This window comes from Robertmurraya dakarensis (assembly GCF_900156875.1).
Lineage (GTDB): Bacteria > Bacillota > Bacilli > Bacillales > Cytobacillaceae > Robertmurraya > Robertmurraya dakarensis.
The window spans coordinates 3,094,909-3,110,417 of the sequence record NZ_LT707409.1; the positions used below are offsets into that span (position 1 = coordinate 3,094,909).

Consider the following 15,509-nt stretch of genomic DNA (forward strand, 5'->3'; position numbering starts at 1 on the left):
AAGTCTTGTTATCTTCAGTTACTGCAATAGCACCTTCACCGAATTTCTCCATTCCTTCTAGTGCTGCTTTAACAGCTGCCACTGATTCACCTGACAATGCTTCAGTAAATGTGATAGTTACAGTCTCTCCAGCATCTAAAGTAGAATTACTGTTTTGGTCAGCGATAACCATAGATTGAGCTGCAGGAGCAAATACATCTTCAACAGTTACATCAAATTGATAGTCAACCTCAACAGTTTTTCCATTGATCACAACTTCTTCAACATATAAAGTTGCGTTACCTTCAGAAAGAACGACTTCATCAGCGTTATCAGCATTTAAAGTAAATGATGCATCAACGCTGTCTGCGATAACAGCCTTCTTATCAGATACAACTGAGAAAGAAGTAATGTTTGAAGAATCTACAGTATCCCCATCTTGAGTAATTTCTAGAGCAGCTTGGATTTCTGCAAATAAGTTAGTTGTGTTGTCTACAACAATTTCATCTTCAGTTTGAGTTAATTCGTAAGCAGGCGTTGAGTCAACAACTTCGAATTCAGTGTTGATTACCTCTAACTCACCTACAGTTACTTTTAATGTGTAAGTCCCAGCTTCTGTTACCTCTAAGTCACTTTCATAACCAAGAGTAACAGTACGTCCATTAGCCGTATCAACTACTTCTCCATCTTCATCTTCAACGACATATTCTGCATTAACTGCATCAGATACTTTTACACCATCTTCATCAACAGGGAAAACTTGAAGTGTAGTAGAACCGTCAGTTTCGTCGTCTCCATCATTAGCATGATATAAATCAATATCTTCTAAACCTTCTAATTTGTAGTCTGCAATCTCTCCAGCTTCTACAATAGATACTTCTAGAGTTTCAACAATTTTACCATCTTCATTTTTCACAGTAATTGTAGTCTTGCCAGTTTCACCATCTACTGCAGTTAAGTTTAATACAAGTGCACCAGATGTAGTTGTAAGGCCTTCACCCTCTTGATCCACCTCTACTGAATCACCTTTAACTTCAACAGTTAAGTCTTCTTCAGATGCTGTGAAATCTTCACCATATTGGTCTAATAGTTGAACTGTTACTGTTTCATTATTAATAACACTTGGATTAATTGCTAATTCAGAAATAGCGTCGCCTTCATCGTTACGGATTTCAATTTCATCAAATTCTGCTTCAGCAACAACTTGAATTGTTATTACCTTAGTAATGTCTCCTAAAGTTACCTTAACATCTGCAGTACCAACTTTACGTGCTGTTAATGCACCAGTTTCTTCGTCAATAACAAGGATGCTTGGAGAAAGTGATTCAAATTTAACTGCATCGTCGTTAGCTTCTTCACCATATTGATCTAAAAATCTAACATCCAAGTTCATATCTTCTTGACCTATTGCGATATCATGGTCTGCTTCAAAATCCTCAGCTTCCCAATCATTTACAGCATTTGCTTCTACTGAATACGCATCAAATTCTACTGCTTCGCTAGCATTTGCAGAAATTTTAATTCTTTCACTCTTAACATCATCAGCTTTAATTTCAATAAATACTGAGTTCCCGTCTGCTAAATCACCAGATGCAATAACACCTTCTGCACTTACGATACCTGTTTTATCGGCATTAAAAATCACTTCAGTTTCTTCCGTTACATCTACACCAGTATCTGTTAAAACTGTGTATTCAATTTCATAGTCTTTTGAAGGGTCAATTGTCTTGCTTGAAGCTAGGATTTCAGAAACTTCACCTAGTACAAAGTCAAGAGTGTAAGATAATTCTTCTTCACCAGCATTGATTGTGAAATCGTATGAAGTTTCATCTTTAAGTGCATCATATAACTCAAGTGAAGCAGATTTTCCATCTTCAGCTAGTTCTACTGATTTAACGAAAATACGATCTTCATCTTCATCCTCAATCACAACATCATTACGGTCAAATGCTTCTACAGCTTGGTTAAACTGAACTTCAACTGTTGTTGTTGTATCAACATCAATGTTTGTAATTTCTGATTCAACAATTTCAGGAACTTCCGGTGTATTAACAGCCTCCATTGCACGAGTCATGAATAATGTGAATGCATAGCGGCTAACTGGAGCTTGTGGGTTGAACTCAGTTTGAGTTGTAATACCGTGTGAAGCTAAAATCTTAATGTACTCAGCCATTTCAGTTGTTGCTTCATCAAGGTCAGTTATGTTTACTTCAACATCTTCGTTTAATTTCAAATCAAAAGCTTTAACGATAAGCTTTGCCATATGTTGACGTGAAATTTGTGCGTAAGGCTTGAACGTTCCATCTGTGTAACCAGAAGCAATTTCTTCATTTACTAGAGCTTCAACTGCACCGATCAATTCGATATCACCAGTTACGTCAGTGAAGTTAGTATCTGTATCTGCTTTAGAATCTAAACCAAGTTCTGCTACACGTGAAAGCATTAGGGCTACTTGACCACGTTTCACATTTTGCCAAGGATCAAATTTAGTTCCGTTATCGTAACCTTTAACAACACCCGCATCAGCTAAAGCATTGATCGCCGCTTGTGCTTCAGCGTCAAGTGCTACGATATCTTGGAAGTTATTTTCAGCTGCGCTTACTGCTGGTGCTACCGCAGATGCTACTAATGCTGCTGTTACTGATCCGGCCATGAACTTGTTTAGTTTCGTATTTTTTTTCATATTTTAAATTGCCCCCTGTAATGTATGTTTTAGTATTTTAAAATCTAGTAAAATCGACTTATATAATTTCAAGTAAATGTAAGCTCTCTCGCTCACAAATAGAATAGTAACATACAAATCTCATACATTTATAGAGGTGAAACATGGAAGAACTGAGAAGATTCTCTTGTAAACGCTCACTTTGAATGTTTTTTACCTATATTGTTCATCTCATTCCAAAAGTTTACATTATAAACACAATGAAAATCAAAAAAATAAAAACCACCCATTAAAAAGGTAGCATAGTAAGCTATCGCACAACTGTCCACCAACGGTGCCTAGTACCGAACTTTCAAAAATGGAAGCACTTCGACGTAAGAAAGATCAGAATTGTGCTCTTTCTAGTGAACACTATTGTCCTTGGACTAAGGTTTCGATATAAGCTTCAAACCACCCGCCTTTACCACATCACTGAATTTATGACTCCACTTAGTTAATAGCATTAACGAAAATTTTAGATATTTGCTAGCATTTATGCGGAGTATTCGGATAAACTCTCTATTTGCCCTTTAGAATTTTGTCTTGCACAACTTCGGCAATGATCTCTTTTAATAATTCCTTTTCGGGTAAGTTCCGACCCGCACGAAAGGCGTAGGTTTACATCTACCATCTAATTTGGACAGTTTTTGCACATAAAGGACAGCCTATTAACTATTGCTGTATTTAAACGTTGGTGCATTCAGCATAAAGTTTCTTCTAATTTCCATAAAAAAGAGAGCCCCCAATACCCTCCAACGGATATTGAATGACTCTCTGACTGGTTATAATATATAGGCTGTCTGTCTTACGTGGACAGTGTCCACGGGTAGTACCTGGTACCTTTTTATTACTTCGCTACAGTGAAGAAAACTTCTTCTTTTGCAGCATTTCCATTTCCATCTTTAATAATATTAACGATGTCAGTAGTAAATCTAACTCCGCCTTCTGTAGTGCTGATAGAAGCACTTTCACCAGCAGTTATTACGAAAGTCTTGTTATCTTCAGTTACTGCAATAGCACCTTCACCGAATTTCTCCATTCCTTCTAGTGCTGCTTTAACAGCTGCCACTGATTCACCTGACAATGCTTCAGTAAATGTGATAGTTACAGTCTCTCCAGCATCTAAAGTAGAATTACTGTTTTGGTCAGCGATAACCATAGATTGAGCTGCAGGAGCAAATACATCTTCAACAGTTACATCAAATTGGTAATCTACTTCAACAGTTTTTCCATTGATTACAACTTCATCAACAAATAATGTTGCAGTTCCTTCAGAAAGAACAACTTCAGCAGCATTTTCATCATCTAGAGTAAATGATGCATCAGCGCTATCTGCGATAACAGCCTTCTTATCAGATACAACTGAGAAAGAAGTAATGTTTGAAGAATCTACAGTATCTCCATCTTGAGTAATTTCTAGAGCAGCTTGGATTTCTGCAAATAAGTTAGTTGTGTTATCAACTACAATTTCATCTTCAGTTTGAGTTAATTCATAAGCGGCTTCAGTATCAACTACCTCAAATTCAGTGTTGATGACTTCAAGGGCACCTACAGTTACTTTTAATGTGTACGTTCCAGTTTCTGTTACAGCAAGTTCGCTTCCAAAACCAAGTGAAACTGAAGTTCCAGTTGCACTATCGATCTCAGTACCATCTTCATCAACAACTACGTACTCAGCCTCAACAGCACCCGCAGTTTTCACATCATCTTCATCAACTGGGAATACTTGAAGTGTAGTTTCGCTTACAGTATCTTCGTCATCATCAGAAGAACCATAAAGATCAATTTCCTTTAAGCCTTCTAATTTATAGTCAGCAATCTCTCCAGCTTCTTCAATAGAAACTTCTAGAGTTTCAACAATTTTACCATCTTCATTTTTCACAGTGATAGTAGTCTTGCCAGTTTCACCATCTACTGCAGTTAAGTTTAATACAAGTGCACCAGATGTAGTTGTACGGCCTTCACCCTCTTGGTCCACCTCTACTGAATCACCTTTAACTTCAACAGTTAAGTCTTCTTCAGATGCCGAGAAATCCTCACCATATTGGTCTACTAGTTGAACTGTTACAGTTTCATTTTCATCAACATCAGGGTTAATTGCTAGGTTAGTAATAGCATCTCCCTCATCGTTTCGAATTTCTAAAGCATCAAACTTCGCTTCAGCCACAACATCAATTTTAACTACTTTTGTAACATCTCCCATAGTTACTTTAACATCTGCAGTACCGACTTTACGTGCTGTTAATTCACCAGTCGCTTCATCAACTACAAGGATGCTTGGAGAAAGTGATTCAAATTTAATTGTTTCGGCTGCTTCTTCACCATATTGGTCTAAGAATAATACATCTAGAGATAATCCGTTTTGGCCGATTGCGATATCATGGTCAGCTTCAAAATCATCAGCATTCCAAGCATCTAAGTCGCCAACAGGTTCAGACACTACTGAATAAGCTGAGAATTCTGTTGCTTCTCCATCATTAGCAGTAATTTTAATTCTTTTGCTCTTAACGTCACCAGCAACGATTTCGACAAAAACAGATTGTCCATCTTCTAAATCATTAGCAACAATTACACCAGTTGAAGTATCAACATCAGATCTGTCATCATTGAAAGTTACGTCAGTTTCTTCAGTAACATCTACTCCAGTATCTGTTAATACAGTGTATTCAATTTCGTAGTCTTTTGAAGGGTCAATTGTCTTGCTTGAAGCTAGGATTTCAGAAACTTCACCTAGTACAAAGTCAAGAGTGTAAGATAATTCTTCTTCACCAGCATTGATTGTGAAATCGTATGAAGTTTCATCTTTAAGTGCATCATATAACTCAAGTGAAGCAGATTTTCCATCTTCAGCTAGTTCTACTGATTTAACGAAAATACGATCTTCATCTTCATCCTCAATCACAACATCATTACGGTCAAATGCTTCTACAGCTTGGTTAAACTGAACTTCAACTGTTGTTGTTGTATCAACATCAATGTTTGTAATTTCTGATTCAACAATTTCAGGAACTTCCGGTGTATTAACAGCCTCCATTGCACGAGTCATGAATAATGTGAATGCATAGCGGCTAACTGGAGCTTGTGGGTTGAACTCAGTTTGAGTTGTAATACCGTGTGAAGCTAAAATCTTAATGTACTCAGCCATTTCAGTTGTTGCTTCATCAAGGTCAGTTATGTTTACTTCAACATCTTCGTTTAATTTCAAATCAAAAGCTTTAACGATAAGCTTTGCCATATGTTGACGTGAAATTTGTGCGTAAGGCTTGAACGTTCCATCTGTGTAACCAGAAGCAATTTCTTCATTTACTAGAGCTTCAACTGCACCGATCAATTCGATATCACCAGTTACGTCAGTGAAGTTAGTATCTGTATCTGCTTTAGAATCTAAACCAAGTTCTGCTACACGTGAAAGCATTAGGGCTACTTGACCACGTTTCACATTTTGCCAAGGATCAAATTTAGTTCCGTTATCGTAACCTTTAACAACACCCGCATCAGCTAAAGCATTGATCGCCGCTTGTGCTTCAGCGTCAAGTGCTACGATATCTTGGAAGTTATTTTCAGCTGCGCTTACTGCTGGTGCTACCGCAGATGCTACTAATGCTGCTGTTACTGATCCGGCCATGAACTTGTTTAGTTTCGTATTTTTTTTCATATTTTAAATTGCCCCCTGTAATGTATGTTTTAGTATTTTAAAATCTAGTAAAATCGACTTATATAATTTCAAGTAAATGTAAGCTCTCTCGCTCACAAATAGAATAGTAACATACAAATCTCATACATTTATAGAGGTGAAACATGGAAGAACTGAGAAGATTCTCTTGTAAACGCTCACTTTGAATGTTTTTTACCTATATTGTTCATCTCATTCCAAAAGTTTACATTATAAACACAATGAAAATCAAAAAAATAAAAACCACCCATTAAAAAGGTAGCATAGTAAGCTATCGCACAACTGTCCACCAACGGTGCCTAGTACCGAACTTTCAAAAATGGAAGCACTTCGACGTAAGAAAGATCAGAATTGTGCTCTTTCTAGTGAACACTATTGTCCTTGGACTAAGGTTTCGATATAAGCTTCAAACCACCCGCCTTTACCACATCACTGAATTTATGACTCCACTTAGTTAATAGCATTAACGAAAATTTTAGATATTTGCTAGCATTTATGCGGAGTATTCGGATAAACTCTCTATTTGCCCTTTAGAATTTTGTCTTGCACAACTTCGGCAATGATCTCTTTTAATAATTCCTTTTCGGGTAAGTTCCGACCCGCACGAAAGGCGTAGGTTTACATCTACCATCTAATTTGGACAGTTTTTGCACATAAAGGACAGCCTATTAACTATTGCTGTATTTAAACGTTGGTGCATTCAGCATAAAGTTTCTTCTAATTTCCATAAAAAAGAGAGCCCCCAATACCCTCCAACGGATATTGAATGACTCTCTGACTGGTTATAATATATAGGCTGTCTGTCTTACGTGGACAGTGTCCACGGGTAGTACCTGGTACCTTTTTATTACTTCGCTACAGTGAAGAAAACTTCTTCTTTTGCAGCATTTCCATTTCCATCTTTAATAATATTAACGATGTCAGTAGTAAATCTAACTCCGCCTTCTGTAGTGCTGATAGAAGCACTTTCACCAGCAGTTATTACGAAAGTCTTGTTATCTTCAGTTACTGCAATAGCACCTTCACCGAATTTCTCCATTCCTTCTAGTGCTGCTTTAACAGCTGCCACTGATTCACCTGACAATGCTTCAGTAAATGTGATAGTTACAGTCTCTCCAGCATCTAAAGTAGAATTACTGTTTTGGTCAGCGATAACCATAGATTGAGCTGCAGGAGCAAATACATCTTCAACAGTTACATCAAATTGATAGTCAACCTCAACAGTTTTTCCATTGATCACAACTTCTTCAACATATAAAGTTGCGTTACCTTCAGAAAGAACGACTTCATCAGCGTTATCAGCATTTAAAGTAAATGATGCATCAACGCTGTCTGCGATAACAGCCTTCTTATCAGATACAACTGAGAAAGAAGTAATGTTTGAAGAATCTACAGTATCCCCATCTTGAGTAATTTCTAGAGCAGCTTGGATTTCTGCAAATAAGTTAGTTGTGTTGTCTACAACAATTTCATCTTCAGTTTGAGTTAATTCGTAAGCAGGCGTTGAGTCAACAACTTCGAATTCAGTGTTGATTACCTCTAACTCACCTACAGTTACTTTTAATGTGTAAGTCCCAGCTTCTGTTACCTCTAAGTCACTTTCATAACCAAGAGTAACAGTACGTCCATTAGCCGTATCAACTACTTCTCCATCTTCATCTTCAACGACATATTCTGCATTAACTGCATCAGATACTTTTACACCATCTTCATCAACAGGGAAAACTTGAAGTGTAGTAGAACCGTCAGTTTCGTCGTCTCCATCATTAGCATGATATAAATCAATATCTTCTAAACCTTCTAATTTGTAGTCTGCAATCTCTCCAGCTTCTACAATAGATACTTCTAGAGTTTCAACAATTTTACCATCTTCATTTTTCACAGTAATTGTAGTCTTGCCAGTTTCACCATCTACTGCAGTTAAGTTTAATACAAGTGCACCAGATGTAGTTGTACGGCCTTCACCCTCTTGGTCCACCTCTACTGAATCACCTTTAACTTCAACAGTTAAGTCTTCTTCAGATGCCGAGAAATCCTCACCATATTGGTCTACTAGTTGAACTGTTACAGTTTCATTTTCATCAACATCAGGGTTAATTGCTAGGTTAGTAATAGCATCTCCCTCATCGTTTCGAATTTCTAAAGCATCAAACTTCGCTTCAGCCACAACATCAATTTTAACTACTTTTGTAACATCTCCCATAGTTACTTTAACATCTGCAGTACCGACTTTACGTGCTGTTAATTCACCAGTCGCTTCATCAACTACAAGGATGCTTGGAGAAAGTGATTCAAATTTAATTGTTTCGGCTGCTTCTTCACCATATTGGTCTAAGAATAATACATCTAGAGATAATCCGTTTTGGCCGATTGCGATATCATGGTCAGCTTCAAAATCATCAGCATTCCAAGCATCTAAGTCGCCAACAGGTTCAGACACTACTGAATAAGCTGAGAATTCTGTTGCTTCTCCATCATTAGCAGTAATTTTAATTCTTTTGCTCTTAACGTCACCAGCAACGATTTCGACAAAAACAGATTGTCCATCTTCTAAATCATTAGCAACAATTACACCAGTTGAAGTATCAACATCAGATCTGTCATCATTGAAAGTTACGTCAGTTTCTTCAGTAACATCTACTCCAGTATCTGTTAATACAGTGTATTCAATTTCGTAGTCTTCTGAAGGATCAATTGTCTTGCTTGAAGCTAGGATTTCAGAAACTTCACCTAGTACAAAGTCAAGAGTGTAAGATAATTCTTCTTCACCAGCATTGATTGTGAAATCGTATGAAGTTTCATCTTTAAGTGCATCATATAACTCAAGTGAAGCAGATTTTCCATCTTCAGCTAGTTCTACTGATTTAACGAAAATACGATCTTCATCTTCATCCTCAATCACAACATCATTACGGTCAAATGCTTCTACAGCTTGGTTAAACTGAACTTCAACTGTTGTTGTTGTATCAACATCAATGTTTATAATTTCTGATTCAACAATTTCAGGAACTTCCGGTGTATTAACAGCATCCATTGCACGAGTCATGAACAATGTGAATGCATAACGGCTAACTGGAGCTTGTGGATTGAACTCAGTTTGAGTTGTAATGCCGTGTGAAGCTAAAATCTTAATGTATTCTGCCATTTCAGTTGTTGCTTCGTTAAGATCAGTGATGTTAACTTCTACGCCTTCTTTTAATTCTAAGTCAAAAGCTTTAACGATAAGCTTTGCCATATGTTGACGAGAAATTTGAGCGTAAGGCTTGAAAGTTCCATCTGTGTAACCAGATGCGATTTCTTCATTTACTAGAGCTTCAACTGCACCGATCAATTCGATATCACCAGTTACATCAGTGAAGTTAGTATCTGTATCTGCTTTAGAATCTAAACCAAGTTCTGCTACACGTGAAAGCATTAGAGCTACTTGACCACGTTTCACATTTTGCCAAGGATCAAATTTAGTTCCATTATCGTAACCTTTAACAACACCTGCATCAGCTAAAGCGTTAATTGCTGCTTGTGCTTCAGCATCAAGAGCTACGATATCTTGGAAGTTATTTTCAGCTGCACTAATTGCTGGTGCTACTGCAGATGCTACTAATGCTGCTGTTACTGATCCTGCCATGAACTTGTTTAGTTTCGTATTTTTTTTCATATTTTAAATTGCCCCCTGTAATGTATGTTTTAGTTATCTAAATGAGTTATTTTAATCTAGTAAAATCGACTTATATAATTTCAAGTAAATGTAAGCTCTCTCGCTCACAAATAGAATAGTAACATATAAATCTCATACATTTATAGAGGTGAAACATGGAAGAACTGAGAAGATTCTCTTATAAGTACTCATTTTAAGTGCTTTTTACCTATATTGTTCATCTCATTCCAAAAGTTTACATCATGAACACCATGAAAAACCGCAAAATATAAAAAATCTACCTCATAAAAGAGGCAGATTAGCTATTTTCACTATAAGTGTCCACGTAGAAAACACAAAACTAACAAAACTGTCCACGAGCGGTACCAGGTACCATTAGATTGTACCATTAGATTAGTCGTTTTGGTTTGGAGATGTGGTAGCCCTGCAGGAGGGGCACCCCTATGTTTTTGGCTGTGTGTAGGTCATCTTCTGTTTCGATGCCTTCTAGGACCAACTTCATGTCGTTGTTGGTGTATTGCAATAAATATGAGACTAGTTGTTGTTTTTCTTGTGACTGGGATAAGCCTTTTGATCTTGTATGATCGAGTTTGACGAAATCAGGTGATATAGTGTCCATCTTTTTTATGGAAGCACGGGTGATCGATAAATCGTCGAAAGCAATGCGCAATCCAAGAGATCGCAAAAACTCGATACGCCGGAGAAAAATTTCCTGGCTCCAAATGAATTCCTCATTCCAATCTTCATTCAACTCAAAAACAATGCGATTTTTCACATGAGGATAACATTCAAATAAGCGATTTATAAATTTCTCAAAATCAGCATGAACTAAAGTAGACGGCAGCACATTAATGAATAAGTAGTGTTGCCTAAGATAGGAATTGGGATATTCTCGAATCGCATTCTTCATAGAGGCTGTATCTAATTCATACAGTACCCCGCTTTTACGAGCATGCCGAAGGATAGTAAGAGGACTTATTCTAGGCGTGGACCGCATCAAAGCTTCATAACCATAAATACAATCATTGCTTGAGTTTAGGAGAGGCTGATATTCACTGTACAATTTATTTTCTCTAATGAGTTCTGTCACATGATAGGAGTTTATCTTCATCACATCCCTTCTCAAGGAGCTAACTACATTCTTTAGAGTACGAAATTCTTTTCATAAAATAAATGAGAAAGATCACTGAAATGTTCATATTTACGAAATTTCCATGAACTTTCCCGTGATCTATTTAATTAATGGTCACATTAATATCCCCAGCACTCTTTTTATTATGCTAAAGCTTTCTTAATTCCAAAAACTGAACCGTTTTCCCATCACGGTCCACCCGCACTGTAAGCTCCTGGCCGTTCAGGGAATACTTAAGCTCTTCACATTTGGCCGACTCATAGCAAGAAACTTCCTTTTCCACAGTTGGATCCCCAAAAACCTTTAACACACTTTTCTTTGTAAAAGGAATCCCTGGATAATGACTTTTATTGAGAAAATCCGGGTAAATCGTGAAAATCTCAATCTTTCCATCATCACGATTAAAGGTTGCTGTTATACCTGCACCATCACCTTTATAATAGAGAGAGTTTGTAAGGTCCTGATTCGTGACCTTTTTCGCCACACCAAAATGCGCTTCAATATCATTAAAAGTATCACCAGTCTTAACTCCCAGGATATTCAACGGGATAACCTTAAGAATATATGCGTCACCAAACCCCAGCTTTTTCACCGCTTTTAACTGTTGCTCTGCATTTTTTCGATCCTTAAAGGCACCTGCTTGAACACGATAATGAACGCTGCCATTAATAACTGCCTCACTCACAGCTGCGGACAGGCCAGCTTCCTTAAGAAGATCAACTTGATTTAACGCATGTTTCTTAACCGTAAACGATCCGGTCATCACCTTAAACAATTCCCCCTGCTCTAAAAGCAAGCGCTGCCCCGGATAAATCGTCAAATTCTCCAGCAGATTCAGCCTCTTGATCTCCTTGACACTGACATGATGTTTTTTCGAAAGCCCGTAAAGCGTATCCCCCTTTTTCACCGTAATCACTTCATCAGACGGGACATGGTTTGCTTGAACTCCACTCCCAAAAACGAACACGACCATCAAAATCATGATGGAGAAAAAATATTTAATCCTTTTCATTGTTGTCACCTCAACCATTTAGACGAAGAGGTAGCAGTGAAGTTGCAGAAGTCTAAGCCCATTTTTCGATGAGGGAGTCCAAATTTTTTTTATAAAAAAATAGCAAAGGGGTGATCTCCCCTCTGCAAATTTATTTATATTCAGGAATGCAAATCCTTAGCCTTTCTGTCATATCCTCTATTATTTCTTTGACCGTTAGATCGTCCTGTTGTTCACCTTTTTCATAGGACTCTTTTAAAATATCAATAAAAATTGTTGTTTTGTCCAATCCACACACCTCAAACTATAAATTATTATTGATAACACATACATCATGCACCTACTAATAATTCAAGTTACTCTCTCTTCCTCCAAATAAACAAAGGAACATAGATCATCAATGCCATAACTGCCCCAGTTAAATCCAGCATAACATCATTTAAGAGCGGAGTCCTTCCACCTGTTAAATATTGGTGATACTCATCTATTGCAGCATAAACACCTGTAAAGATAAGAACCCAAGTGACTACCGGCCATATTCTTTTCGGACGAAAAAACATAAACACCCTAAAAGTAGCCACAGCAAGACAACCAAATAAGAACAAATGAGCAAACTTACGGATCAAAAACTCTATAAAATGATAATATCCCCTCGTCTCAATTGATATGACTGTATCCCAATATGATATCTGTAAATTAGAAAGCATTTCCTCGCCAGGTTTGCCTGGCAATAATTCTCTCAGAAGTGGGACGACAGACTGTTCCTGGTACGTTTGTGAAGAAAAATAGAAAATGAGTGCTGCTACAAATATTAAAAATCCTAAGACAAAGCCTCTCGACCTCACCACATCACCTCAACAAAACGAATATCCTCTCAATATGAACGATTGTATAATTTTATCATATCACGTTCATATTGCTATGATAGAAATGTAGCATCTTAGCTAGAAGCTTATCCGTCTGTCGCAGGCATACTATGGGCATAGGTCATTTACACTTATGTTATGGTAAAATTTTTCAAATGATACAAATGAACGGGGGCTATTTTTTGTTTTATCTTTTTTCTCAGTTATCACAGGTTTAGAGTTGTTTCACATAAAGATAAAAAAAACGACTGAAATGGAGGCTTACAACATTCTTCCTCCCTTTCAGTCAATTTTTATAATCCGAGAATATGCTTTTTTACTACTTATAAGTAAAAATCCCTATACCCTTGGTTAACTCTTTTTATTCTTCTCGTATCGATAGAATGTGCCTGATGTTCTGCAGAGCAATTCACCATTTTCATTCTTCACTTCCGCTTCCATAAAGGAAACTTTGTAGCCCTCTTTTACATAACGAGAGGTCGCAATCAATTTCCCTGTTGCTGCCGCTTTATAAAAAGATGTTTTTAATTCCAGGGATACATACGGTGCATCCTTGTGGCGAAAATTCAAATGCCCCATGGCCGTGTCCGTAATGAAGGTGAAAATCCCGCCATGCACAATGCCGCTTGGGTTATGCATAATATCCGTAACCGGGCATGTGATTGTACATGTTTTCGCTTCATCATCATAATCAAACTGAAATTGCAGCAGCTTAAACATAAAGATCTGTTCCGGTTTCTGCTGGTATGTATCGTATACATTTTCCACATGAGCCATAAATTCTTGCTTGTCCACTTCTCATCACCCTTTTATTAAAAAATAGATTCTCCTCTATCATAACACAATAGTTAGAATTTTAAGATAAGTGTTAATACAGAAAAACTCACTACAAAGGCAGTGAGTCTCGAGTCTACTCTAAATCAATATATTCATACAATTCTAGTTTGTACGCTGCGAGTTTAATACATTCAGAGATCGTGCTAAAAAACGGACCCTTTGTACTATACCAAGGACTCTGATTCTCAGCCGCTACGTAAATCAAGTCAAAATCACTATCTTTAAAAACCTTATCAAACGTAAATTTTGTTCGTCTCATATGATAATCAGAGGAAATCACAATAGCAGATGTTAACTGGTGCTGTTCCATTTCGGACTTTGCAAATGCAGCATTTGTGTATGTGCTAGTGGCATTCTCCTCAAGAATCAGTGCATCTTCTGGAATCCCAATTTCAACCGCATCCTTCACGGTTAAATGAGGATCGTGCGCTCTCGTCAGCATGACATAGTCTGCATAATCTTCTTTATAAAGCTGCGCCGCTTTTTCTAAACGACCTATATTGCCACTAAGCACAATAATAACATCGGATTTCTCCGGCTTTTCATTGACCACTAGAAAATCCTTTCCCACGATCATAACTAAGGTGGACAATATAACCAATATTACCAGGCTAAATATAACCGCTTTCATCTTCCTCATGCAATTCAATACCGTTCCTTTATAATCTAGAAAACCACACACTACCATGAGACAGAATTAATACTATTAAACCTATTTAAATATACCATAAATTCCATCCACTTGGCAGAACCACAACATTCGACAAATTCCGGGTCGTCACAGGGACGCAAATTGCAACTGATTCGAGATCTCCACCAAAGTGTCCTTTTCTAGTAAAGCTTCACGGTATTCTTTTGGGATTCCTTCATATCCAAAGGCTAATCCCGCTAACCCTCCTGCAATCGCTCCTACGGTATCGCTGTCTTCTCCTTCATTTGCTGCCCCAACGACTACATCTAAGAAGGTTTCACTGCTCATCAGCCAATACAGCACCCATTGCATCGTATGAACGACGTAACCATCAGGGAGGCAGGTTGGTTTCTTCCCCTCAAGAACCGTTTCATAAATGGTCCCTTTCACTTCTTGAGCAATCGCTTCACTTAAATCTCCGCCATTTAAGACTTTATAAGCAATTCGGTTATAAATTAGACAGGCTTCAGCTGCTTTGTTATCATAATGAGTCATTTCGGATTGCCGTTCTGTGATTTCTTCAACTTTTGTGAGACTTTTGTACGAAAGTGCCACCGGCAAACACCTCATCAAAGTCCCATTTCCAGCAGAAAGACCGCCTAAATACTTCTCATGCGCCAGCTTAGCCGCCGCAAACCAGTCACCATCATACAGTTCAAAAACGGTTCTAATAATATTTCCAATATCCTTAGGATTTGATTGATACCACTCCAGAAAATACTCGCCAATCGCAGAAATCGGGTCATCGGGATTCTTTATAATCCCCTTCGCAACAGCCAACGTCATTGCAGTATCATCCGTTGTCTCCCCTTTTTCCAGCTTCCACACCCCGCCGCCAACGATCTCAGTCAGCCTGCCATACTTCTCCTTAACTTCTTCCTTCGACAAAAATTCAGTCGTCCCACCCAACGCATCACCAATCGCCAAACCAAACAACGCACCTTTTATCCGATCCAACATCAAAACACTCCCTTCCTCACTAAT

The 15,509-nt window shown here is 37.8% G+C and carries 10 protein-coding genes; all 10 read right to left on the reverse strand.

Going from position 1 to position 15,509, the window contains the following annotated elements:
* Positions 1 to 2,662, reverse strand: a 2,662-nt coding sequence (locus tag CZ487_RS26995; RefSeq protein ID WP_077214855.1) for an S-layer homology domain-containing protein, incomplete at its 3' end; no start/stop codon positions are given.
* Positions 2,663 to 3,527: 865 nt separating this feature from the next.
* Positions 3,528 to 6,335, reverse strand: coding sequence for an S-layer homology domain-containing protein (locus tag CZ487_RS23825; RefSeq protein WP_077214856.1), 2,808 nt, complete (start codon positions 6,333 to 6,335; stop codon positions 3,528 to 3,530).
* 865 nt (positions 6,336 to 7,200) lie between these two features.
* Positions 7,201 to 10,008, reverse strand: coding sequence for an S-layer homology domain-containing protein (locus tag CZ487_RS23830; RefSeq protein WP_077214857.1), 2,808 nt, complete (start codon positions 10,006 to 10,008; stop codon positions 7,201 to 7,203).
* 388 nt (positions 10,009 to 10,396) lie between these two features.
* Positions 10,397 to 11,119, reverse strand: a complete 723-nt coding sequence (locus CZ487_RS23835; RefSeq protein WP_077214858.1) for an EAL domain-containing protein — start codon at positions 11,117 to 11,119, stop codon at positions 10,397 to 10,399.
* Between the two features lie 169 nt (positions 11,120 to 11,288).
* Positions 11,289 to 12,152 carry a LysM peptidoglycan-binding domain-containing protein gene (locus CZ487_RS23840; protein ID WP_077214859.1) on the reverse strand — a complete coding sequence of 288 codons (864 nt, stop codon included), beginning with the start codon at positions 12,150 to 12,152 and terminating at the stop codon, positions 11,289 to 11,291.
* Positions 12,153 to 12,282: 130 nt separating this feature from the next.
* A complete protein-coding gene (locus CZ487_RS26815) occupies positions 12,283 to 12,420 on the reverse strand; it encodes a YwzD family small protein (RefSeq protein WP_154676060.1) in 138 nt (45 codons plus the stop codon).
* 67 nt (positions 12,421 to 12,487) lie between these two features.
* Positions 12,488 to 12,979, reverse strand: a complete 492-nt coding sequence (locus tag CZ487_RS23845) for a VanZ family protein (RefSeq protein WP_237562936.1) — start codon at positions 12,977 to 12,979, stop codon at positions 12,488 to 12,490.
* 369 nt (positions 12,980 to 13,348) lie between these two features.
* Positions 13,349 to 13,792 (reverse strand): PaaI family thioesterase, encoded by a 444-nt coding sequence (locus tag CZ487_RS23850; RefSeq protein WP_077214861.1) that lies wholly within the window; start codon positions 13,790 to 13,792, stop codon positions 13,349 to 13,351.
* A 115-nt stretch (positions 13,793 to 13,907) separates the two neighbouring features.
* Positions 13,908 to 14,465 carry a YdcF family protein gene (locus tag CZ487_RS23855; protein WP_077214862.1) on the reverse strand — a complete coding sequence of 186 codons (558 nt, stop codon included), beginning with the start codon at positions 14,463 to 14,465 and terminating at the stop codon, positions 13,908 to 13,910.
* 147 nt (positions 14,466 to 14,612) lie between these two features.
* Entirely contained in the window at positions 14,613 to 15,485 is an 873-nt protein-coding gene (locus tag CZ487_RS23860; protein WP_084783364.1) for an ADP-ribosylglycohydrolase family protein, read from the reverse strand.
* Between the last annotated feature and the right edge of the window lie 24 nt (positions 15,486 to 15,509).

Bases quoted from the DNA above. Each gene is read 5' to 3' on its own strand.
- CZ487_RS23840 (WP_077214859.1), bottom strand. From the start codon at position 12,152: ATGAAAAGGATTAAATATTTTTTCTCCATCATGATTTTGATGGTCGTG.
- CZ487_RS23860 (WP_084783364.1), bottom strand. From the start codon at position 15,485: ATGTTGGATCGGATAAAAGGTGCGTTGTTTGGTTTGGCGATTGGTGAT.
- CZ487_RS23835 (WP_077214858.1), bottom strand. From the start codon at position 11,119: ATGAAGATAAACTCCTATCATGTGACAGAACTCATTAGAGAAAATAAA.
- CZ487_RS23830 (WP_077214857.1), bottom strand. From the start codon at position 10,008: ATGAAAAAAAATACGAAACTAAACAAGTTCATGGCAGGATCAGTAACA.
- CZ487_RS23825 (WP_077214856.1), bottom strand. From the start codon at position 6,335: ATGAAAAAAAATACGAAACTAAACAAGTTCATGGCCGGATCAGTAACA.
- CZ487_RS23855 (WP_077214862.1), bottom strand. From the start codon at position 14,465: ATGAAAGCGGTTATATTTAGCCTGGTAATATTGGTTATATTGTCCACC.